The sequence below is a fragment of the Stenotrophomonas sp. SAU14A_NAIMI4_5 genome, assembly GCF_003086795.1.
Lineage (GTDB): Bacteria > Pseudomonadota > Gammaproteobacteria > Xanthomonadales > Xanthomonadaceae > Stenotrophomonas.
The window spans coordinates 3,485,204-3,506,127 of sequence record NZ_CP026003.1; the positions used below are offsets into that span (position 1 = coordinate 3,485,204).

The 20,924-nt window shown below is 65.7% G+C and carries 18 protein-coding genes and 1 pseudogene; 6 read left to right on the forward strand and 13 right to left on the reverse strand.

The features are described from left to right. Positions 1–123: 123 nt before the first annotated feature. The 3 genes from C1925_RS16130 to sucC form a co-directional block, all read right to left on the reverse strand. Positions 124–1,758: an NAD+ synthase gene (locus tag C1925_RS16130; protein WP_108769768.1), complete on the reverse strand. Its 1,635-nt coding sequence runs from the start codon at positions 1,756–1,758 to the stop codon at positions 124–126. A 213-nt stretch (positions 1,759–1,971) separates the two neighbouring features. Further along, positions 1,972–2,847: a succinate--CoA ligase subunit alpha gene (gene sucD, locus C1925_RS16135; RefSeq protein ID WP_108760494.1), complete on the reverse strand. Its 876-nt coding sequence runs from the start codon at positions 2,845–2,847 to the stop codon at positions 1,972–1,974. 21 nt (positions 2,848–2,868) lie between these two features. Continuing rightward, positions 2,869–4,038 carry an ADP-forming succinate--CoA ligase subunit beta gene (gene sucC, locus C1925_RS16140; protein ID WP_079222939.1) on the reverse strand — a complete coding sequence of 390 codons (1,170 nt, stop codon included), beginning with the start codon at positions 4,036–4,038 and terminating at the stop codon, positions 2,869–2,871. Positions 4,039–4,472: 434 nt separating this feature from the next. Between sucC and C1925_RS16145 the strand changes: the two genes are divergently transcribed. Together C1925_RS16145 and C1925_RS16150 are read left to right on the forward strand one after the other, a co-directional pair. Further along, a complete protein-coding gene (locus C1925_RS16145; protein ID WP_108769769.1) occupies positions 4,473–6,086 on the forward strand; it encodes an ATP-binding protein in 1,614 nt (537 codons plus the stop codon). A gap of 55 nt (positions 6,087–6,141) precedes the next feature. Further along, positions 6,142–7,515 (forward strand): sigma-54 dependent transcriptional regulator, encoded by a 1,374-nt coding sequence (locus tag C1925_RS16150; RefSeq protein ID WP_108769770.1) that lies wholly within the window; start codon positions 6,142–6,144, stop codon positions 7,513–7,515. A 167-nt stretch (positions 7,516–7,682) separates the two neighbouring features. Here C1925_RS16150 and pilB read toward each other — a convergent pair whose 3' ends face one another. From pilB to C1925_RS16165, 3 genes are all read right to left on the reverse strand, one after another. After that, a complete protein-coding gene (pilB, locus tag C1925_RS16155) occupies positions 7,683–9,410 on the reverse strand; it encodes a type IV-A pilus assembly ATPase PilB (RefSeq protein ID WP_108769771.1) in 1,728 nt (575 codons plus the stop codon). 93 nt (positions 9,411–9,503) lie between these two features. Next, positions 9,504–9,920, reverse strand: a complete 417-nt coding sequence (locus C1925_RS16160; protein ID WP_216821977.1) for a pilin — start codon at positions 9,918–9,920, stop codon at positions 9,504–9,506. A 104-nt stretch (positions 9,921–10,024) separates the two neighbouring features. Continuing rightward, the gene (locus C1925_RS16165; protein WP_108769773.1) at positions 10,025–10,474 is read right to left on the reverse strand and encodes a pilin; all 450 of its coding nucleotides are present in this window, start codon (positions 10,472–10,474) and stop codon (positions 10,025–10,027) included. A gap of 357 nt (positions 10,475–10,831) precedes the next feature. On the opposite strand from C1925_RS16165, the gene C1925_RS16170 reads away from it, so the two are divergent. The 4 genes from C1925_RS16170 (at position 10,832) to C1925_RS16185 (ending at position 14,742) form a co-directional block, all read left to right on the forward strand. Further along, positions 10,832–12,091 carry a type II secretion system F family protein gene (locus C1925_RS16170; protein ID WP_108769774.1) on the forward strand — a complete coding sequence of 420 codons (1,260 nt, stop codon included), beginning with the start codon at positions 10,832–10,834 and terminating at the stop codon, positions 12,089–12,091. An 8-nt stretch (positions 12,092–12,099) separates the two neighbouring features. Further along, positions 12,100–12,963, forward strand: a complete 864-nt coding sequence (locus C1925_RS16175) for an A24 family peptidase (protein WP_108769775.1) — start codon at positions 12,100–12,102, stop codon at positions 12,961–12,963. Positions 12,964–12,973: 10 nt separating this feature from the next. Then, positions 12,974–13,585, forward strand: coding sequence for a dephospho-CoA kinase (gene coaE / locus C1925_RS16180; RefSeq protein ID WP_108769776.1), 612 nt, complete (start codon positions 12,974–12,976; stop codon positions 13,583–13,585). 152 nt (positions 13,586–13,737) lie between these two features. Next, positions 13,738–14,742 (forward strand): AI-2E family transporter, encoded by a 1,005-nt coding sequence (locus C1925_RS16185; protein WP_254051440.1) that lies wholly within the window; start codon positions 13,738–13,740, stop codon positions 14,740–14,742. Positions 14,743–14,930: 188 nt separating this feature from the next. Here the strand turns inward: C1925_RS16185 and C1925_RS16190 are convergent, their stop codons facing one another. From C1925_RS16190 to C1925_RS16220, 7 genes and pseudogenes are all read right to left on the reverse strand, one after another. Further along, positions 14,931–15,347 carry a hypothetical protein gene (locus C1925_RS16190; RefSeq protein WP_108769778.1) on the reverse strand — a complete coding sequence of 139 codons (417 nt, stop codon included), beginning with the start codon at positions 15,345–15,347 and terminating at the stop codon, positions 14,931–14,933. A gap of 553 nt (positions 15,348–15,900) precedes the next feature. Next, entirely contained in the window at positions 15,901–17,226 is a 1,326-nt protein-coding gene (locus C1925_RS16195; protein ID WP_108769779.1) for a HAMP domain-containing sensor histidine kinase, read from the reverse strand. A 4-nt stretch (positions 17,227–17,230) separates the two neighbouring features. Beyond that, positions 17,231–17,908 (reverse strand): response regulator transcription factor, encoded by a 678-nt coding sequence (locus C1925_RS16200; RefSeq protein ID WP_108769780.1) that lies wholly within the window; start codon positions 17,906–17,908, stop codon positions 17,231–17,233. Between the two features lie 139 nt (positions 17,909–18,047). After that, positions 18,048–18,518, reverse strand: a complete 471-nt coding sequence (locus C1925_RS16205) for a hypothetical protein (protein WP_254051338.1) — start codon at positions 18,516–18,518, stop codon at positions 18,048–18,050. Between the two features lie 105 nt (positions 18,519–18,623). Continuing rightward, positions 18,624–19,103 (reverse strand): annotated as a pseudogene (locus C1925_RS16210) (hypothetical protein). 268 nt (positions 19,104–19,371) lie between these two features. Further along, a complete protein-coding gene (gene rimK, locus C1925_RS16215) occupies positions 19,372–20,250 on the reverse strand; it encodes a 30S ribosomal protein S6--L-glutamate ligase (protein ID WP_108769782.1) in 879 nt (292 codons plus the stop codon). Positions 20,251–20,338: 88 nt separating this feature from the next. Then, on the reverse strand, positions 20,339–20,581 hold the full coding sequence (locus C1925_RS16220; RefSeq protein WP_108769783.1) for a hypothetical protein: 243 nt from the start codon (positions 20,579–20,581) through the stop codon (positions 20,339–20,341). Positions 20,582–20,924: the final 343 nt, after the last annotated feature.

The following is a 20,924-nucleotide window of genomic DNA, read 5'->3' on the forward strand; positions in this document are numbered from 1 at the left end:
TTATCCACGCATGGCGTGGATCTACGGTAGAGCCACGCCATGCGTAAATGGCCCAGTAGAGCCACGCCATGCGTGGATGGGATAGCCCGGTAGCGCCGGGCCATGCCCGGCGCCCTCGTTACCTCACCCCTTGTAACCGTTGCTGATCGGGTACCGGCGCTCGCGGCCGAACGCCCGGCGCGAGACCTTCGGGCCCGGCGCGGCCTGGTGCCGCTTCCACTCGCTGATGCGCACCAGGCGCAGCACGCGGTCGACCACGGCCGCGTCGTAGCCGGCGGCCACGATCTCCGTGCGCGACTGCTCCTGGTCCACGTAGCGGTACAGGATGCCGTCCAGCACGTCGTAGGCCGGCAGCGAATCCTGGTCCAGCTGGTTGTCGCGCAGCTCGGCCGACGGCGGGCGGCTGATCACCGCCGGTGGGATCACCGGCGCGCCGCCCACGGTGTTGCGCCACTTGGACAGGCCGAACACCTCCGTCTTGTACAGGTCCTTCAGCGGCGCGTAGCCACCGCACATGTCGCCGTAAATGGTGGCGTAGCCGACCGCGTACTCGCTCTTGTTGCCGGTGGTCAGCAGCAGGCCGCCGAACTTGTTGGCCAGCGCCATCAGGATCACGCCACGGCTGCGCGACTGCAGGTTCTCTTCGGTCACGTCCGGCGTGGTGCCTTCGAACATCGGCGCCAGCGCTTCCATCAGGCCCTTGAAGGCCGGCTCGATCGAGACCGCTTCCAGCTTCACGCCCAGCGCCTCGCACTGCTCGGCGGCCAGGTCGTTGGACATGCCGGCGGTATAGCGCGACGGCAGGCGCACGGCGGTGACGTTCTCCGCACCGAGCGCGTCGACGGCCAGGGCCAGCACCAGGGCCGAATCGATGCCGCCGGACAGGCCCAGCCACACCTTCTTGAAGCCGTTCTTGCGGCAGTAGTCCTGGATACCGCGGGTCACCGCACGCCAGGCCAGCGCATCCATGCTCTCATCGCCATCGTCCATCCAGACGTGCGGCAGGAAGCGGCGGGTTTCGCCGTCGTAGTCCACCACCAGCCACTGGTCGACGAAGGCCGCCGCCGCCGGGTGCACGGTGCCGTCGCCGTCGGCAACCACCGAGGCACCGTCGAACACCAGCGCATCCTGGCCACCGACCACGTTGAGGTAGGCAATCGCCGCCCCGCTCTCGCGGGTGCGGGCGGCCAGCACGGCGTCGCGCTGGGCATGCTTGCCGCGCTCATACGGCGAGGCGTTGGGCACTACCACCAGCTGCGCACCCTCGCGCACGGTGTCGGCCAGCGGCTCGGCGAACCACAGGTCTTCGCAGATCAGCAGGCCGACCGGCACGCCGTTGACCTCGAACACGCAGCTGCCGCCGTCCGGGTCCACGTCGAAGTAGCGGCGCTCGTCGAACACGGCGTAGTTGGGCAGCTCGCGCTTGCGGTAGGTGCGCTCGACCAGGCCGTCACGCAGCACGCTGGCAGCGTTGTAGACCACCGCACCGGCGGCCTGCGGCCAGCCGACCACGGCGGTGATGCCGCGGCAAGCGGCGGCGATGCGGCCCAGCGCCTGCTCGCACTCGTACAGGAAGCCCGGACGCAGCAGCAGGTCCTCCGGCGGATAGCCGCTCACCGCCAGCTCGGGGAACATCACCAGCTCGGCGCCGTACTCCTCGCGCGCCTGGCCGATCATCTCGATGATGCGCTCGGTGTTGCCGGCGACATCTCCGACGGGAAAGTCGAACTGCGCCATCGCGATGCGGATCGAAGCCATGGGAATCCAGCCTGTGGTTGCAATGGCCCATTGTAACGCCGGGCCATGCCCGCGCCGGGCCATCCCCAGTAGATCCACGCCATGCGTGGATGGGGCCGACCGGCACACCGCCAGATGCAGAAAAGCCGCCCGGAGGCGGCTTTTCTGTTGATGCAGGTAGAGCAGTCGACTAACAGTCGACTCTACCGAATCGTCTGCCGGAGGCAGTCGATCTTATTTCACCAGCTTGGCGATGGCAGCGCCCAGGTCGCCCGGCGAGCGGACGGTGACGACACCGGCAGCTTCCATGGCGGCGAACTTGCCTTCAGCAGTGCCCTTGCCGCCCGAGGCGATCGCACCGGCGTGGCCCATGCGCTTGCCGGCCGGAGCCGACGCACCGGCGATGAAACCGACGACCGGCTTCTTCACGTGGTTCTTGATGTACTCGGCACCGGCTTCTTCAGCGTCACCGCCGATTTCGCCGACCATGATGATGCCTTCGGTCTGCGGATCTTCGTTGAACAGCTTCAGGCAGTCGACGAAGTTCAGGCCGTTGATCGGGTCACCGCCGATGCCGATGCAGGTGGACTGGCCCAGGCCGACTTCAGTGGTCTGCTTGACCGCTTCATAGGTCAGGGTGCCCGAACGCGACACGATGCCGATCTTGCCCGGTTTGTGGATGTGGCCCGGCATGATGCCGATCTTGCACTCACCCGGGGTGATGACGCCCGGGCAGTTCGGCCCGATCAGCACGGTGTCCGGGTGGGCACGGGTCAGCACGTTCTTGACGCGCAGCATGTCCAGCACCGGGATGCCTTCGGTGATGCAGACGATGACCGAGATGCCGGCAGCAGCGGCTTCCAGGATCGCGTCAGCCGCGTACGGCGGCGGCACGTAGATGACCGAAGCGTTGGCGCCGGTGCTCTGCACGGCGTCGGCAACGGTGTTGAAGACCGGCAGGTCGATATGGGTGGTGCCACCCTTGCCCGGGGTCACGCCGCCGACGACCTGGGTGCCGTACTCGATCATCTGAGTGGCGTGGAAGGTGCCCTGCTGGCCGGTGAAGCCCTGCACGATCACCTTGGTGTTCTTGTTGATCAAAACAGACATTGGAATTCCTTGGTGTCGGTATCAGGCAGCGTTCTTGACAGCTTCAACGATCTTCTTGGCGCCATCGTTGATGTTGTCAGCCGGGATGATGGCCATGCCGCTGTCACGCAGCAGCTGCTTGCCTTCTTCCACGTTGGTGCCTTCCAGGCGGACCACGACCGGAACCTTGACGCCCACTTCCTTCACGGCGGCAATGATGCCTTCGGCAATCATGTCGCAGCGGACGATGCCGCCGAAGATGTTGACGAAGATGCCTTCGACCTTGTCCGAGGACAGGATCAGCTTGAAGGCTTCGATGACGCGCTGCTTGTTGGCACCGCCGCCCACGTCCAGGAAGTTCGCCGGCTCGCCGCCGTTGAGCTTGATGACGTCCATGGTGGCCATGGCCAGGCCGGCGCCGTTCACCATGCAGCCGATGTTGCCGTCCATGGTGACGTAGTTGATGTCCAGCTCCGAAGCGATCACTTCGGTCGGGTCTTCCTGGGTCTTGTCGCGCATGGCGACCAGAGCCTTCTGGCGGAAGGCGGCGTTGTCGTCGCTGTCGAACTTGCCGTCCAGCGCGTACAGGTTGCCGTCGTCCAGGATGGCCAGCGGGTTGATTTCAACCAGTGCCAGGTCCTTTTCGTTGAACAGGCGGTACAGGTTCACCATGATGCTGGCGAACTGGCCGGCCTGCTTGGCGGTCAGGCCCAGCTTGAAGCCGAAATCACGGCCGTGGTAACCCTGCACGCCTTCGACGAAGTCGACGTTCAGCGAGTGGATCAGCTCCGGGGTTTCAGCTGCGACCTGCTCGATCTCCACGCCGCCTTCCGAAGAAGCGATGTAGGTGATGGTCTTGGTGCCACGGTCAACCAGCACCGACAGGTACAGTTCCTTGACGATCTCGCCGGCGGTGGTCACCAGCACCAGATTGACCGGCAGTTCAACGCCTGCGGTCTGGTAGGTGGCCATCTTGGTGCCGAGCATCTTGGCCGCAGCGGCCTTCACGTCGTCAGTGGTCTTGCAGAACTTGACGCCGCCAGCCTTGCCGCGGCCGCCAGCGTGGATCTGCGCCTTGACCATCCAGGGGCCCTGGCCCAGGGAGTTGGCAGCTTCGACTGCTTCGTCCGGGGTCGCCGCGACCTTGCCGGCCGGGACCGGGATGCCGTACTCGGCAAGCAGCTGTTTTGACTGGTATTCGTGGAAATTCATGCGTCACCGTGGGAATAGGAACGACCGCACGCAATTCCTCAGGGGCCCCGGCGGGGCGCCGGCATGGACCGCGGCGGGCCCACTATTGTGGCCGAGCCAGCGCCGGGGCGCAAAGAACCCGGGACAAACGGCCAGACCCGGCCAGATTTCCACGTTCATTCAGGCAGTTGCGCCGCCCCGGCGGGGTGGGCCCGTGGGCCCGGCCCGGTCCGATTGCGCAGGAAACGGCTTCCACAGGCCTATACTGGGAGGCGTAGAGTCGAGCTTGCTCGACTGATGTCTGGAGCAGTCGAGCAAGCTCGACTCTACGGAAAACACAGTCGAGCAAGCTCGACTCTACGGGGCAAGTGTCCGGTGGTCGGGGGAACATCGGGTACGCTGCAGTGCCAACGCCGTCAGATCCAGTTCCAGGCAGCCAGAAGGGGAGTTCCGGCGTGTCACCCAGTGCTTCATTGATCGACCGCATCGAATCGATTCCCCGGCGCGAGCTGTATTTCTTCGCGCTGTACCGCGTGCTGATCGCTTCGGTCATCGCCGCGCTGCTGTACAGCCCGCTGTCGGCCATGGTCGGCGAAGCGCACCACCCGCGCCTGGCCTACCTGGTCGGGGCCGCCTACCTGGCGCTGTCCCTGCTGCTGCTGGTGGTGGGCCGCAGCGAGCGCTGGCTGCTGCCGATCGTGGTCACCGGCGTGCTGCTGGACATCATCGCCGCCAGCCTGCTGGCCCACGCCCTGCCCGGTGCCAGCGCCGGCATCTCGATGTCGCTGCTGTTCAACATCGCCGCCGCGGCCACCCTGCTGCCCCTCAGCTGGGGCCTGGTGCTGGCCCTGGCCGCCAGCGTCGCCACCGCCGCCGAATACCTGTGGAAGGTGCTGGAGGGCGGTGACCCCACCCGCACCCTGGCCGAACTGGCGATGTTCGCCACCAGCTACCTGGCCCTGGCCTTCATCAGCTACCAGGTCGGCAACCGCGCGCGCCGCAACCAGCAGCTGGCCAACCAGCGCGGCGATGAAGTGGCCAACCTGTTCCAGATCAACGAGCTGATCATCCGCCGCATGCGCACCGGGGTGATCGTCGTCGATGGCGACAACCGCATCACCTTGGCCAACGAGGCCGCGTCGCTGCTGCTGGGTGACAGCGACGGGGTCGGCGAGAGCGGCCAGCTGGACCTTGCCAGCATCGCCCCCGAACTGGCCCGGCGCCTGAACCGCTGGCGCAACGGCTGGGCCCAGGACGAACTGCCGCTGCAGCTCAACCCCGACCAGCCCGAGGTACAGCCGCGGTTTGCCCGCCTGCTGGCCGGCAGCGAGCTGGCCCTGGTCTTCCTGGACGACTCCAGCGTGGTCTCGCGCCGCGCCGAGTCGCTCACCCTCTCGGCCATGGGCCGCTTCTCGGCCAGCCTGGCGCACGAGATCCGCAACCCGCTGGCGGCCATCAACTACGCCGTACAGCTGCTGGAGGAAGGCACCGGCTTCAACGAGAGCGACCGCCGCCTGCTGCAGATCATCCACCAGCAGTGCCAGCGCACCAACGGCATCGTCGAGAGCGTGCTGGGCCTGGCCCGGCGCGAGCGCGCCAACCCCGAAAACGTCGACCTGGCCGCCTTCGTGCGCCGCTTCGTGCTGGAGTACAAGCAGGGCCAGACCCTGGAAACGGACAGCATCGAGCCGATCATCAACGACACCTCGGTGCCCGCCCTGGTCGACACCCGCCACCTCTACCAGGTGCTGACCGTGCTGGTGCACAACGCGCTGAAGTACGGCCGCATCGGCGAGCAGCCGGCGCGCGTGCGCCTGCGCGTGGCCCAGCATGAGCGCAGCGCGGTGATCGATGTGATGGACCGCGGCCCGGGCATCCCTGAGGCCGTGGCTGCGCAGCTGTTCCGCCCCTTCTTCACCACCTCCGAGCACGGCACCGGCCTGGGGCTGTACATCGCCCGCGAGCTGTGCCGGGCCAACCAGGCGCGCCTGGACTACATCCCCGTGCCGGCCGGCGGTTCCTGCTTCCGCCTGGTCCTTCCCGGCCCGCACGCCCTGCTTCCGCAGTGATCCGCCGCGCCAAACATTTGTCGCTCCCAGCCCCCCTCGTTTATCTTCCCTGCCCATGAACGAAACCCGCAGCGCCCTCGTCGTCGACGATGAACGCGACATCCGCGAACTGCTGGTGTTGACCCTTGGCCGCATGGGCCTTCGCATCAGCACCGCCGCCAACCTCGCCGAAGCCCGCGAACTGCTGGCCAGCAACCCGTACGACCTGTGCATCACCGACATGCGGCTGCCGGACGGCAACGGCATCGAACTGGTCAGCGAGATCGCCCACAACTACCCGCGTACGCCGGTGGCGATGATCACCGCCTTCGGCAGCATGGACCTGGCCGTGGAAGCGCTGAAGGCCGGTGCCTTCGACTTCGTCAGCAAGCCGGTGGACATCAGCGTGCTGCGTGGCCTGGTCAAGCACGCGCTGGAACTCAACAACAGCGAGCGCCCAGTCGCCGCGGCCGCCAGCGAACAGGCCGGCCGCCTGCTCGGGGATTCGCCCGCCATGGATGTGCTGCGCACCACCATCGGCAAGGTCGCCCGCAGCCAGGCGCCGGTCTACATCCTTGGCGAGTCCGGCGTGGGCAAGGAGCTGGTCGCACGCACCATCCATGCGCAGGGCGCACGCGCCTCGGGCCCCTTCATTCCGGTCAACTGCGGCGCCATCCCGACCGAGCTGATGGAGAGCGAATTCTTCGGCCACCGCAAGGGCAGCTTCACCGGCGCCCACGCCGACAAGCCCGGCCTGTTCCAGGCGGCGCACGGCGGCACCCTGTTCCTGGATGAAGTGGCCGAGCTGCCCCTGCAGATGCAGGTCAAGCTGCTGCGCGCCATCCAGGAAAAGTCGGTGCGCGCACTGGGCGCGGCCAACGAGGAACCGGTGGATGTGCGCATCCTCTCGGCCACCCACAAGGACCTGGCCGAGCTGGTGGAGGACGGCCGCTTCCGCCACGACCTGTACTACCGCATCAACGTCATCGAACTGAAGGTGCCGCCGCTGCGCGAACGCCGCCAGGACCTGCCGGACCTGGCCGGTTCGATCCTCGCCCGGCTGGCCCGCAGCCACGGCCGCGCCACTCCGCTGCTGGCGCCCTCGGCGCTGGATGCGTTGGCTCATTACGGCTTCCCGGGCAATGTGCGCGAGCTGGAGAACATCCTTGAGCGCGCCCTGGCCCTGGCCGAGGAAGACCGCATCGGCGCCGACGACCTGCGCCTGCCGCAGCACGCCCCGCGCACCGCCGGCGGCCCTGCCGCGCCCGAAGCCGTGGTCGACCTGCACCCCGGCAGCGCCGCCCTGCCCTCCTACATCGAGCAGCTCGAGCGCAGCGCGATCCAGCGTGCACTGGAAGAAAACCGCTGGAACAAGACCCGCACGGCCGCACAGCTGGGCATCACCTTCCGGGCGCTGCGCTACAAGCTGAAGAAGCTGGGAATGGAGTAAGGGGTCGGATCCCTTTCCAAAGGAAGGGGCTCTGACCCCATCCGGATCGCGCCATCCACGCATGGCGTGGATCTACTGGTGCCGGACCGCGCCATCCACGCATGGCGTGGATCTACATGCCGGGGTCGGATCCCTTTCCGCAGGAAAGGGCTCTGACCCCAACCGCATCAATCCTTGGTAACGCGGTTGATCTCGGCCAGGCTGGTCACGCCCGCCGCTGCCTTCTTCAGTGCCGACTGGCGCAGGTCATTCACCTTGATCGCCTGTGCCGCCTCGGCAATCTGCAGCGCATTGCCACCGGCCAGGATGATCGTCGAGATCTCGTCGGTCATCGGCATCACCTGGTAGATACCAGTACGGCCCTTGTAGCCCTCGGTGCACTCGTCGCAGCCCACCGCTTCGTACAGCTGGATGCCGGCATCGAGCTGCTCCTGGGTGAAGCCCTCGGCCAGCAGCGCATGGGCGGGCAGATTGGTCAGCCGCTTGCAGTTGCTGCACAGCCGTCGTGCCAGTCGCTGCGCGATCACCAGGGTCACCGAGCTGGTGATGTTGTATGGCGCGATGCCCATGTTCATCAGGCGCGCGATGGTCTGCGGCGCGTCATTGGTATGCAGCGTGGACAGCACCATGTGACCGGTCTGCGCCGCCTTGATCGCGATCTCGGCCGTTTCCAGGTCGCGGATTTCGCCGACCATGATGATGTCCGGATCCTGTCGCAGGAACGAGCGCAGCGCGGCGGCAAAGGTCATGCCGCGCTTGTTGTTCTGCTGCACCTGGTTGACGCCGGGCAGTCGGATTTCCACCGGGTCTTCCGCGGTGGAGATATTGCGGGTCTCGTCGTTGAGGATGCCCAGCGCCGTATACAGCGACACGGTCTTACCCGAACCGGTCGGGCCGGTCACCAGCACCATGCCGTAGGGCTTGTGGATCGCATCCAGGAACAGCTTCTGCTGGTCCGGCTCGTAACCCAGCTTGTCGATGCCGAGCTTGGCCGCGCTGCCGTCAAGGATACGCAGCACCACCTTCTCGCCGAACAACGTCGGCAAGGTGCTGACGCGGAAGTCGATCTGCTTGGTCTTGGACAGATTCAGCTTGATGCGTCCGTCCTGCGGCACACGCTTTTCGGCGATATCCAGCTGCGCCATCACCTTCAGGCGCGCGGCGATGCGCTGGTTCAACTTGACCGGCGCGCGCGCGACCATCTTCAGCAGGCCGTCGATGCGCAGGCGCACGCGGTAATCATCTTCGTAGGGCTCGAAGTGGATGTCCGATGCGCCCTTGCGGATCGCGTCGACCAGCACCTTGTTGACGAACTTGACCACCGGGGTGTCGTCGCCCTTGGCGTCGATGCCGCTGTCGCTGGCGGACATGTCCTCGTCGCCGCCAGAGACGTCGAGGTTGGCCATAGCCTCATCATCACCACCGAGCGCGTCGCCCATGGTGTCGTGACTGGCGTGCCACTGTTCCAGGGTGCGCCGGATCTGGTCCTCATCGATCAGGATCGGCTCCACCACCAGGTTGGTATGGAACTTGATCTCATCCAGCGAGTGGGTCGGGTTGCTGGTGCCGACGAACAGCCGGCCGCCGCGCTTGAACAGCGGAAGCACGTTGTGCTTGCGGAGCAGCTCCTCGCTGACCAGCGACATCGCATTCTGGCTAGCATCGAACGTGGACACGTCGTACAGCGGCATGCCGAACTCGACCGAATTGGCTGCGGCCAGCTGAGCGGCGCTCACCAGCTTGTTCTGGGCGAACCAGGTCGGAAGCGGCTGCTTGGCCGCTGCGGCCTTGGCCATCGCGTCTCGGGCGGCGACTTCATCCAGCGCGCCGTCTTGGACCAGGCGGCGGGCCAGGCCGGTGATGCCGACGAGGTTGGCGTTAACAACTGTATTCATCTGTGCACTCCTACTCCCCTGCGCAGGTTACCGGACTGCCAACGGTTGGAAAACAGGCAATTCCAAACCCGATAGCCTGCCAGCGCAGCCGTTTCAGGGGGACCGACAGATCGATGGCACGTGGCGTGAACTACCGGCCTCGATCCGGCAGGCCCAGACCAGTATTCCGTCGCTGTTTAGGGCCGGGGTGAATTCCAGCGAAAGGCCCCCCGCTACTGCGGTCGTCTGCACGCTCAGTACTCCATTGCCGCTGCATGAAAGAGCCGCGACGTTGGCGGTCGCGGCGGGCAGGGCCGGAACGTCCGCGCAGGCGCGGGCATCAAGTTCACCGTGGGCCTCGACGTTTTCCTCCACTGCGATCTTGAACGGCGCCGTCAAGGCAATCCCCTCAGACACACGTGCCCGCACGGTGTAGTCGCGATAAGCGACCAATGCGACGGCTGCAAGGATGGCAATGATCGCAATGACGATCATCAGTTCGATCAAGGTAAACCCCGTTTGTCGCTTCATCACTCCCCCAAGATCCCCATTTCCTGAGAAGTGGCCCTCCTTAAGGGCCGACATAAAAAAAAGGCCCCGCTGCGCGGGGCCTTTTATACAACCATACTAACTGATCAGGCAGCGGGAGCAGCAGCACCCTTGGTACGGCAGCTGGCCGGCACGTGCTTGGACTCACCAGTGGTGTAGCTGCAGGCCCAAGTGATCGGCGAGTCCTTGTCGGCCTGAGTCGGGGTCAGGACCAGGGTCGGATCAGCCGCCGCGCCGGTGTCCTTGGTTTCGATAGTAATCACGCCATTGGCAATAGTCACTGCCTTGACATTGGTCGTCTGCTTGCTCGCAAAACCAGCGGCATCGTTGTTGGTCACGGACGTAGCCAGGATACCCTGAGCCTGTGCGGTTTCGGCGACGGCCAGCTTGGCGGCGTCAGCCTGGACGATACCTTCCGACACCTTGGCGCGGATGGTGTAGTCCTGGTAGGCCGGCAGCGCGATGGCGGCCAGGATCGCGATGATCGCAACGACGATCATCAGTTCGATAAGGGTGAAGCCCTTCTGGTTCTTCATGTGTACATCCCCAAGATAGATGGTGGTTGAGTTCAGTGCGCCGGAGCGGTCCGGCCAACAGCCGGCTGAGCAGGTCCTGCGCCCTGCAGGTGGATCAACGCAGGTTGCGTGCCAACCCCGGCACGCCTCCCCCTGAATTTCCCCGGTGCCAATGATGGCAGCAAATTCTTGTATGTGAAGCCCCCTGAACACGAAATGCGATGGACCCGGCAATGTGACGCAGTGCGTCACCTCCTGCCCCAGCGCGCCGAAAACCCTGCGGCACGTCACGTTGGCACCCCCCACGAATGGCCCGGAACCGGCTAACATCCCCGGTCATGATGCCCGCCTGGGGATGGCGGGCCTTGGGGAGCCAACATGTCTGTGAGCCGCAGTGCGATCAAGAAAGAGCCCGTGGCGCGTAGCACCACGGAGCTGCAGCCGTTTGTCTGGGAGGGGACCGACAAGCGGGGCGTGAAAATGAAGGGCGAGCAGCTGGCCAAGAACGCCAACCTGCTCCGTGCAGAACTGCGCCGCCAGGGGATCAACCCCGGCCAGGTCAAGGTCAAGCCCAAGCCGCTGTTTGGTGCCGCCGGCGCCCGCATCGGCCCGAAGGACATCGCCTTCTTCAGCCGGCAGATGGCCACGATGATGAAATCCGGTGTGCCGATCGTGTCGGCGCTGGAGATCATCGGCAGCGGACACAAGAATCCGCGGATGAAAAAGATGGTCGACACCATCCGCACCGATATCGAAGGCGGTTCCTCGCTGCACGAAGCTATCAGCAAGCACCCTGTGCAATTCGATGAGCTCTACCGCAACCTTGTGCGCGCTGGTGAAGGCGCGGGCGTTCTGGAAACCGTGCTGGATACGGTGGCCACCTACAAGGAAAACATGGAAGCCCTGAAGGGCAAGATCAAGAAGGCCATGTTCTACCCGGCCATGATCGTCCTCGTGGCCTTTGTCGTTTCTGCCATTCTGTTGATGTTCGTGGTGCCGCAGTTCGAGGAGGTATTCAAGAGCTTCGGCGCGGACCTGCCAGCATTCACCCAGATGATCGTGGCCGCTTCGCGATTCATGATGTCCTGGTGGTGGGCGCTCCTGATCGTGCTCGGCGGTGGCGGCGTCGGCCTGTTCATGGCCTATCAGCGCTCACCAAAGATGCAGCACACGTTCGACAGGTTGATCCTGAAGGTGCCGGTGATCGGGCAGATCATCAACAACAGCTCCATTGCCCGCTTCGCCCGCACCACCGCCGTTACCTTCAAGGCCGGCGTGCCCCTGGTGGAAGCCTTGGGCATCGTGGCCGGCGCCACCGGCAACAAGGTCTACGAAGAGGCCGTGCTGCGCATGCGCGACGACGTGTCGGTCGGCTACCCGGTCAACATGGCCATGAAGCAGACCAACATCTTCCCGCACATGGTCATCCAGATGACCGGCATCGGTGAAGAGGCTGGCGCCCTGGACACCATGCTGTTCAAGGTGGCCGAGTACTATGAGCAGGAAGTCAACAATGCCGTAGACGCCTTGAGCAGCCTGCTGGAACCGATGATCATGGTGTTCATCGGTACCATTGTCGGCGGCATCGTCATCGGCATGTACCTGCCCATCTTCAAACTCGGCGCCGTCGTCGGCTAAAGGTAACAATGGCATTTCTCGACCAGCATCCCGGCCTCGGCTACCCCGCCGCGGCCGCCCTGGGGCTGCTACTGGGCAGTTTCCTCAACGTGGTCATCCTGCGCCTGCCCAAGCGGATGATGTGGGAGTGGAAGCGCGAGGCCCGCGAGGTCCTGGAGCAGCCGGACATCTACGACCCGCCACCACCGGGCATCGTGGTCGAGCCGTCGCATTGCCCGCACTGCAAGCACAAGCTGTCCTGGTACGAGAACATCCCGCTGTTCAGCTGGATCGTCCAGGGCGGCAAGTGCCGCCACTGCAAAGCCCCCATCTCCATCCAGTACCCGCTGGTGGAAGCGCTGACTGCGGTGATGGTGCTGGGCTGCGTCTGGCAGTTCGGCTTCGGCTGGCAGGGCTTTGGCGCGATCGTGCTGACCTGCTTCCTGATCGCCCTGTCGGGTATCGACCTGCGCACGCAGTACCTGCCGGACCAGATCACCCTGCCGCTGATGTGGCTGGGCCTGGTCGGGAGCATGGACAACCTGTACATGCCGGCCAAACCGGCCCTGATCGGTGCCGCGGCGGGCTTCCTTGTGCTGTGGATCGTGGCCAGGGCCTACAAACTGGTGACCAACCGCGATGGCATGGGCGGCGGCGATGCCAAGCTGCTGGCCGCTCTGGGCGCCTGGTGCGGGTTGAAGGGCATCCTGCCCATCATCCTGCTGTCGTCGATATTGGGTGCCGTCATCGGCTCGATCTGGCTGTACACCCGAGGCCGCGACAAGGCCACGCCAATCCCGTTCGGCCCTTACCTGGCGCTGGCTGGCTGGGTGTACTTCATGTGGGGCGAGCCGGTGGTGAACCAGTACCTGGTCATGAGCGGGCTGCGCTGACGCTGCCGCCATGAGCCGTTATGTGGTCGGCCTGACCGGCGGCATCGCCGCCGGCAAGAGCGAGGTGACCCGGCGCTTCGAGGCGCTGGGGATCGTGGTGGCCGACGCGGACCTGGCCGCCCGCGCCGTGGTCGCGGCCGGGAGCCCGGCCCTGGCCATGATCGCCGAACGCTTTGGTGCTGCCATGCTGCTGGCCGATGGCAGCCTGGACCGGGCCCGCCTGCGGGCCCATGTATTCGCTGATCCTGCCGAACGGGTCGCCCTGGAGGCGATCACCCACCCGGCGATCCGGCGCTTGATGCAGCAGCAGTGCGAGCAGGCGGCCAGCCCCTATGCACTGGCCGCCATTCCCTTGCTGACCGAGGTCGGCGGCCGCCAGGCCTACCCCTGGCTGGACCGGATCCTGCTGGTTGATGCGCCCGAAGCGGTGCAGCACGCGCGGTTGATGCAGCGCGACGGCATCGATGCTGCCCTGGCTGACAGGATGATTGCCGCCCAAGCCAGCCGGGCACAGCGCCAAGCACTGGCCGATGACGTGGTGGTCAACGACGGCCATCCCGATGACCTGCAGGCGCAGGTGGAAGCGCTGCACGCGCGGTATCTGCAGCTCGCCTCGACCTAAGGCGCTGGCAACCGCCTAGCTGTAACCCCGCAGACACACACCGTCTTCTCACGCGCCTCGCTATGGTCCTGCGCCTGTCATTGCGCCTGCCTGTGAGATCGACCGTGCCGACCGCCTCTCTTCGTTCCTACACCGCCCGAGTGGCAGTGACCCTGGCGCTGGTCGCCCTCGGCCTGCTGCTGTGGCAGCTGTCGCAACTGGTCCTGCTGATCTTCGGGGCGGTGGTGGTGGCGGCACTGCTGCGGACGATCGTCGGCGCGGTGCTGCGCTACACGCCGCTCCCGGAGGGTTGGGCACTGGGCCTGACCGTGCTGCTGCTGGTGGTGCTGTTCACGGGGGCCATGTGGCTGTTCGGCTCGCAGCTGGGCGACCAGATTGCGACGCTGCGGCAGACCCTGCCCGCCGCCTGGGAACACTTCCAGGCGTGGCTGTCGGACAGCCCCATCGGCCCCACCGTGCACGAGCTGACCCAGAACGCGCAGTCCAGCGTCTCGACGATGGCGGCCCGGGCCGGGGCGCTGGCGATGTCGGCCACCGGTGGCGTCGCGGACCTGTTCCTGGTGCTGATCGGCGGCATCTATCTGGCAGCGCAACCGGACCTGTACCGTACGGGCCTGCTCAAGCTGCTGCCCACGCGCCAGCGCCCGGCCGTGGAGGACGCGCTTCACGCCAGCGGCAATGCACTGAAGGCCTGGCTGGGCGGGCAGTTGCTGGCGATGGCGGTGGTCGGGCTGCTCACCGGGCTGGGGCTGTGGGCGCTGGGTGTGCCGGTCGCGTTCGGGCTGGGCATCATCACCGCGCTGCTGGACTTCGTCCCAATCGTCGGCCCGATCCTGGCAGCGGCACCGGCCATCCTGCTGGCGTTTACGGTCAGCCCGGAAATCGCCTTGGCCACGGTGGCGCTGTTCGTGGTCGTGCAGCAGGTGGAGGGGCATCTGCTGCAGCCGCTCATCCAGCAGCGTGCCGTCGACCTGCCCCCTGCCCTGCTGCTGTTCTCGCTGTTCGGCATCGGTGCACTGCTGGGGCCGGCAGGGATACTGCTGGCCGCACCGTTGACCGTGGTGTTGTTCGTGCTGGTCAAGCGCCTGTATGTGGTTGAGACGCTGGGCACGCCAACACCCATTCCCGGCGACACCGCAGCCACGAAGGCCCAGTAGATCCACGCCATGCGTGGATGGCGCTGTCCCCAAACCCAGTAGATCCACGCCATGCGTGGATAGCGCTGTCCCCAAACCCAGTAGATCCACGCCATGCGTGGATAGCGCTGTCCCCGCATGGGGTCAGAGCCCTTTCCTGCGGAAAGGGATCCGGCCCCGGAAGTGCGTGACGCGGGCTCGGCTCTACATTACTGCAGCGTCGCTGCACCCCGCATGCGCTCGGCCTGCAGTTGCTGCTGCACATGACGGGCCAGCTCGCGTGCGGCCACCATCAGGCCCTCCATCGTCTCCGGCGGCACGGCCTGCAGCGGACCACCATGCGTGCGCGCGATGTGCGCGGCATGCATCAGCCTGGTCAGCGTGCTGATGCCGGACACGGTGCGCCTGAGACCGGCCACCGTACCGCTCTGCTGGTCGGTCAGCCCGGCACGCGTCGCCGCGTGGTCGGTGGCATCGTCGGCCTCCACCCTCTCCTGCAGGATGGACATCAGGTCACCGGGATCCTTCAGCACGGCCTCGATGCGTGTGGCGACATCGGCGGAGAGCACGTCGATGGAATCGCCGACCAGCTGGTGCAGGTTGGGGTAACGGGTACGGTGTGACATGGCCGGGCTCCTCGCAGGTGACGGGGCATCTGGCCATCCGCGCGGGCGAATGTCAGGAGGCAAATGCGTCACAGCGGTCCGTGGCACGGGAAAGCACGCTGGTCCGTCGACAGAAGCCGAGGCCATGAATGCCAGTTACGACAATGGAGCAACTCAGTAGATCCACGCCATGCGTGGATGAGGACATCCGCAGTGCGGACCAACGGTCCGCACCCACCATTCAACCGGCGCGGTCATCCGCAGTGCGGACCAACGGTCCGCACCCACCATTCACCCGGCGCGGTCATCCGCAGTGCGGACCAACGGTCCGCACCCACCATTCACCCGGCGCGGTCATCCACAGTGCGGACCAACGGTCCGCACCCACCATTCACCCGGCGCGGTCATCCACAGTGCGGACCAACGGTCCGCACCCACCACATATCGGGCGTCCGCACCCACCATTCACCCGGCGCGGTCATCCATAGTGCGGGCCAACGGTCCGCACCCACCACATATCGGGCGTCCGCACCCACCATTCACCCCGCGCCGCACCCACCGCAGCAAGCTGGCGTCAGAGCGGCTTCGGCGAGAACGTCAGCGTGGCGATCACACCGCGATCGCCACCGGGGCGCACGCTCACCTGCCACCCGTACAGATCGCACAGGCGGCTGACGATCGACAGGCCGATGCCGCCGCCCTGCGAGTGGCCGGCATGGGTGCCGCGATAACCGCGCTGGAACAGCTTGGCGGCATCTTCTTCGCTCAGGCCAGGACCACTGTCGGTCACCGACACCGCATTGCTGCTGACGTGCACGCGCACGCTGCCATCCTGCGAATACTTCACGGCATTGCCGATGAGGTTGCCCAGCGCCACCGACAGGGCGGCGTCGGGGGAATCGATCACCAGGTCGCGCTCGCCTTCCAGCACCAGCTCCAGCGGCTTGCCGCCGAGCTGTGCGCGATGTGCATCCAGCAGCTGCTCGGCCACCCGCGCCACGTTGCTGGTGCCCTGCCCGCGCTCGTTGCGCGACAGCAGCAGCAAGGCGCCGATCAGATCGCTGCACTGCTGTTCGGCACGCTGGATGCGCTGCAGGCGTTGCAGCACCTTCTCGTCCAGGCCGGGGCGGGTCAGCAGCAGCTCGGTCGCGCCGCGGATCACCGCCAGTGGCGTGCGCAGTTCGTGGCTGACGTCGGCATTGAACTCACGGTCGCGCTGCACGACCTCGGTCAGGCGTGAGGAATAGTCATCCAGCGCCTGCGCCAGTTGGCCCACTTCGTCGTCGGGGAAACGCGGCGCCAGCGGCTCGGGATCGCTGGTGCCGCCGCGATAGGCACGCAGCCGCGCGGCCAGGTCGGACACCGGCTTCATCACCTTCGACGCCGACCACCAGCCCAGCACCAGCGACAGCAGGCTGAAGACCAGCACCGACAGCACCAGCGCGCGGTTGAGCTGCTGCCCGCCGCGCACGCTGTCGGTCATGTCATAGGCGAGGAAGAACCAGGCGTCAGGCGTCTTGCGCACGGCCAGTTTGTAAGAATACTGCTCACCGTGCTCGTCACCGGTGACGGTATGGATGCCATCGGGGAAGGCCGCCCACTGCGCACGCTCCTCCCTCACCCGCTCGAACTTGTCCTTTGGATAGGCAAATGCGCGGATCTGCTGCACCGGGAGGTCGGGGCTGCGCAGGGGATCTTCGTAATAACGCCGAGCGTATTCGTCGATGTTGCGGTTCATCACATCCTCTACCAGCTGGGTTTCCACACGCATGCGGGCCCAGTTGGTGGCGAATGCGAACAGTGTCGTCAGGCAGAAGCCCAACAACACGAACGAGACGATGATGCGACTGCGCAGGCGCCGCCGATAGGGCGTGCGCCGACGCTCCCCCTTGGTTGCCACCGAATCAGGCTTCCGGGAGGGCGATGCGGTATCCGATGCCATGGCGGGTCTGGATCAGCGGCACTTCAAACGGCTTGTCGACCACGGCGCGTAGGCCGTGGATGTGTACGCGCAGGGAATCCGAATCCGGCAGCTCTTCGCCCCAGACGCGGGTTTCCAGTTCCTGGCGGGTGACCACGGCCGGAGCGGCCTCCATCAGCGCCTGCAGGATCTTCAACGCAGTCGGGTTGAGCTGCAGCAGCTTGCCCTGGCGGCGCACTTCCAGCGTGTCCAGGTTGTATTCCAGGTCGCCGGTTTCCAGCACCCGGGTCTGCACACCCTTGCCGCGGCGCGACAGGGCGTTGAGGCGGACTTCCACTTCCTGCAGGGCGAACGGCTTGATCAGGTAGTCATCGGCACCCGAATCGAAACCAGCCAGCTTGTTGTCCAGCGAATCGCGCGCGGTCAGCATCAGCACCGGGGTCTGCTTGCGCGCTTCGTTGCGAAGCTTGCGGCAGACTTCGATGCCGTCCATGCCCGGCAGGTTGAGGTCCAGCACGATCGCGTCGAACTCGTGCACCACGGCCAGGTGCAACCCGGTCACACCGTCGGCAGCGAAGTCCACCGTGTGGCCCCGGTCCTCGAGGTAATCGCCAAGGTTGGCTGCGATGTCGCTGTTGTCTTCGATTACGAGAATACGCACTGGGACCTCTGATTCATTAAGGGTCGTCGGGGGATGCCAACGCGCTCAAGATGCGCCTGAGCGGGTGGACGCCACGTCTACCCGCTGAACGATACAGGTTGCAGTCTTAACATTTCGTGCGGACTGCGGGCGGCCCGGCTCACTTCCTGTAGTTGTAGTTGTTCTGGCGGTCCTGCAGCGTCTTGCGGCTGACCTCTTCGGCCTGGCGCCGCTGCGCCACCGTCATGCACACCCGCTGCGGCAGGTTGCTGCCGATGGTGCGTTCGCGACGGCAGACCATGCGGCTGTCGGCGTGGGCGTTGGTCAGGATCGTGTTGACCTTTTCCTGGTCGTTGAAGATCTCGACGCGAGCCTCCTGGCTCAGTTCATCCACCCGCTGATGGTCCCCCATCTTGAGGCGGATGCGCCCCAGCGCCTGTTGCACCTCGCTCTTCTGCTCCAGGCTGATCTCGCTGTAATTGTCGGACCTCATCGCTTTTTCGATGGCGTCGATCTGCTCGGCCACCGGCGCGGTCGCGTCAAGCGCGACCCGGCCATCCTTGTCGGCACGGGCATGTGCAGTGAACGCCAAGGTGATTCCCAGGCCCAAGGCCAAGCCAAGCGTGGTCATGCGATGCATAGTTTCCCCTGTTATCGTCCGTGAAGAATGGCCCACTCTACGAGCGTGCAGATGCGCCTACAAGTGACTGCCGGCAGGGTGTGCGATTGCCATCCGTCAGCGCCCGGCAGGCGGCGGCGAGAGCGTCCTGTAGCTGCGCTGGTCGTTGAGCAGCGCCTTGCCCCTTTCCTCGATCCGGCGGCGTTCGGCCACGGTCAGGCAGCGGCTCTTGGGCATGTTGCTGCCCGTGGAGCGGGTGTGCTGGCAGACCAGGCGGCTGTCCGCATGGGCGCGGCTAAGGATGGTGTTGATCCGCTCCTGGTCGTTGAAGACCTCGTTCTGCACTGCTGGCGGCAGTTCCTGCGCCGTCTGCCGGTCGCCCACGCGCAGGGTGATGCGCTCCAGCGACTGCCGGACCTGGGCACGGTCATCGGCTGAAATCTCGGCGTACTCGCCGTTGTCCAGCGCCTTTTCGACCTTGCGCACCTACTCGGCCACCGGGGCCTGCCGATCCATCTGGACCACGGGCTTTTCCGATGCGGCCTGGGCCGCCGCGGACAGGCCCAGCAACATCGCAACCACGGTAATGCGGTACATCGCCAACCTCCCGATCCATCCCGGAACGAAGGCCCAACTCTACGAGCCGCCCCGCCCCGCCACAAGGGACCTTTGACCGGGGTCCGCCGGGGCTGGGCCGGGCATAAAAAAGACCCAGGCGGTCTACCCGCCTGGGCCTGAAGTCGTATCCCGATTACCGATCCTGCTGAGAGGCAGAGCTGCGGTTCGCTGAAGCCTACGCCGGGCCCGATTAAAGGCGTGTTAAACCTGGCGGCGATCCTTCAGGAAAATTTCAAGGCATTGATAATCAAGGCTTTTTAATCTTCTCGACGTGGGCAATGATGCGCGATGCCACGTCCACCTGGCAGGCCGCTTCGATGCCTTCCAGGCCCGGCGTGGAGTTGACCTCCAGCACCAGCGGGCCGCGCTCGGAGCGGATCAGGTCGACCCCGCATACCGACAGGCCCAGCGCCTTGGCCGAGCGCACCGCCACCTGCTGTTCAGCCCGGCTGGCCTTGGCCGGCACTGCCGTGCCACCGGCATGCAGGTTGGAGCGGAAGTCGCCTTCCGGCGCCTGCCGCTGCATGGAGGCCACCACCTGGTCGCCCACCACGAAGCAGCGCAGGTCAGCGCCCTTGGCCTCGCCGATGAACTCCTGCATGAGGAAGTTGGCGTACAGGCCGCGCAGGGCTTCGACAATGCCGCGCGAGGCGCTGGCCTTCTCGGTGAGGATGACGCCGCGACCCTGGGTGCCCTCGTTGAGTTTCACCACGTGCGGCGGCGGGCCGAGCATCGACAGCAGGTCGACCGTATCGTCCGGGTTGTCGCCGAATACCGTCACCGGCATGTCGATGCCCTTGGCCGCCAGCAGCTGGTGCGCGCGCAGCTTGTCGCGCGAACGCAGGATCGCGTCGGACGGATTGGGGGTGCGCGCGCCCATCAGTTCGAACTGGCGCAGCACGGCGGTGCCGTAGCGGGTGATGGAGGCACCGATGCGCGGAATGACCACGTCCACGCCGGTCATCGGCCGACCCTTGTAGTGCATGGAAAAGCCATCGGCGGCGATGCGCATGTAGCAGCGCAGCGGGTCGAGGATACGGACGGTGTGGCCACGTGCACGGGCCGCCTCGACCAGCCGGCGGGTGGAGTACAGCGAGCTGTTGCGGGACAGGATGGCGAGCTTCATCGCGGTGGCAGTGGACGGCAGGCGCGCAGCATAGCGCGGCGGCGTTGCGGCGGGATGATGCTGCCGACACAGGCCTGTCGACGTGCCTTCAGTCGCTGTCCGCCGCGTCTGCGGCGCAGCCCCGCGCGGCTTCACCCAGGGCCGCCACGCAGGTCATCTGCAGGGTCGAACCACTGAAGGCTTCACGGTAGATCTGTTCGATGACCTCTGCAGCCTGCGGCCCCCCGGCCCGACCCAGCGCGCGCACCGCTTCGAGCTGCTTGTTTGAGCCGGTGCCAGCAGACAGGAAGATCTGGTGCAGCAGGGCGACGATGTCCTTGTGGTTCTTCATGCTTCGGGTTTCCCTTGGCGTTGAAGAACGCTAGCGGGCCGCTGGCCCTGCCCGCCATGAGGATTGTTGAAACCCTCGCTCACGGCCGAAAAAAAAACCCGGCAACGGCGCGGCCGTTACCGGGGTTCTGGAAGCTGGAGCGGGCGAAGGGAACAGAATCCTCCCACGCCAACCGATTGATTTCCCTAGCTTATCCCAGCAGGAGGGTGATCCAAAATGATGCCTCGGATGATACCCCACGGCCTTCCTGATGTCTTCAGCCCATCGTCTAGCCCCCTCGGTGTTCTTGGGCAGATGGGAACGCGCTACTCTCTGGGCACTCATCAGGGGGATGCAACACCAT

What these genes read in the sequence shown, in the direction of transcription:
- C1925_RS16165 (WP_108769773.1), bottom strand. Translation starts at nt 10,474, where the DNA reads ATGAAGAACCAGAAGGGCTTCACCCTTATCGAACTGATGATCGTCGTT.
- rimK (WP_108769782.1), bottom strand. Translation starts at nt 20,250, where the DNA reads ATGAAGCTCGCCATCCTGTCCCGCAACAGCTCGCTGTACTCCACCCGC.
- C1925_RS16205 (WP_254051338.1), bottom strand. Translation starts at nt 18,518, where the DNA reads ATGACCACGCTTGGCTTGGCCTTGGGCCTGGGAATCACCTTGGCGTTC.
- C1925_RS16160 (WP_216821977.1), bottom strand. Translation starts at nt 9,920, where the DNA reads ATGAAGCGACAAACGGGGTTTACCTTGATCGAACTGATGATCGTCATT.
- sucC (WP_079222939.1), bottom strand. Translation starts at nt 4,038, where the DNA reads ATGAATTTCCACGAATACCAGTCAAAACAGCTGCTTGCCGAGTACGGC.
- C1925_RS16150 (WP_108769770.1), top strand. Translation starts at nt 6,142, where the DNA reads ATGAACGAAACCCGCAGCGCCCTCGTCGTCGACGATGAACGCGACATC.
- C1925_RS16170 (WP_108769774.1), top strand. Translation starts at nt 10,832, where the DNA reads ATGTCTGTGAGCCGCAGTGCGATCAAGAAAGAGCCCGTGGCGCGTAGC.
- pilB (WP_108769771.1), bottom strand. Translation starts at nt 9,410, where the DNA reads ATGAATACAGTTGTTAACGCCAACCTCGTCGGCATCACCGGCCTGGCC.
- C1925_RS16130 (WP_108769768.1), bottom strand. Translation starts at nt 1,758, where the DNA reads ATGGCTTCGATCCGCATCGCGATGGCGCAGTTCGACTTTCCCGTCGGA.
- C1925_RS16175 (WP_108769775.1), top strand. Translation starts at nt 12,100, where the DNA reads ATGGCATTTCTCGACCAGCATCCCGGCCTCGGCTACCCCGCCGCGGCC.
- C1925_RS16190 (WP_108769778.1), bottom strand. Translation starts at nt 15,347, where the DNA reads ATGTCACACCGTACCCGTTACCCCAACCTGCACCAGCTGGTCGGCGAT.
- sucD (WP_108760494.1), bottom strand. Translation starts at nt 2,847, where the DNA reads ATGTCTGTTTTGATCAACAAGAACACCAAGGTGATCGTGCAGGGCTTC.
- C1925_RS16220 (WP_108769783.1), bottom strand. Translation starts at nt 20,581, where the DNA reads ATGAAGAACCACAAGGACATCGTCGCCCTGCTGCACCAGATCTTCCTG.
- coaE (WP_108769776.1), top strand. Translation starts at nt 12,974, where the DNA reads ATGAGCCGTTATGTGGTCGGCCTGACCGGCGGCATCGCCGCCGGCAAG.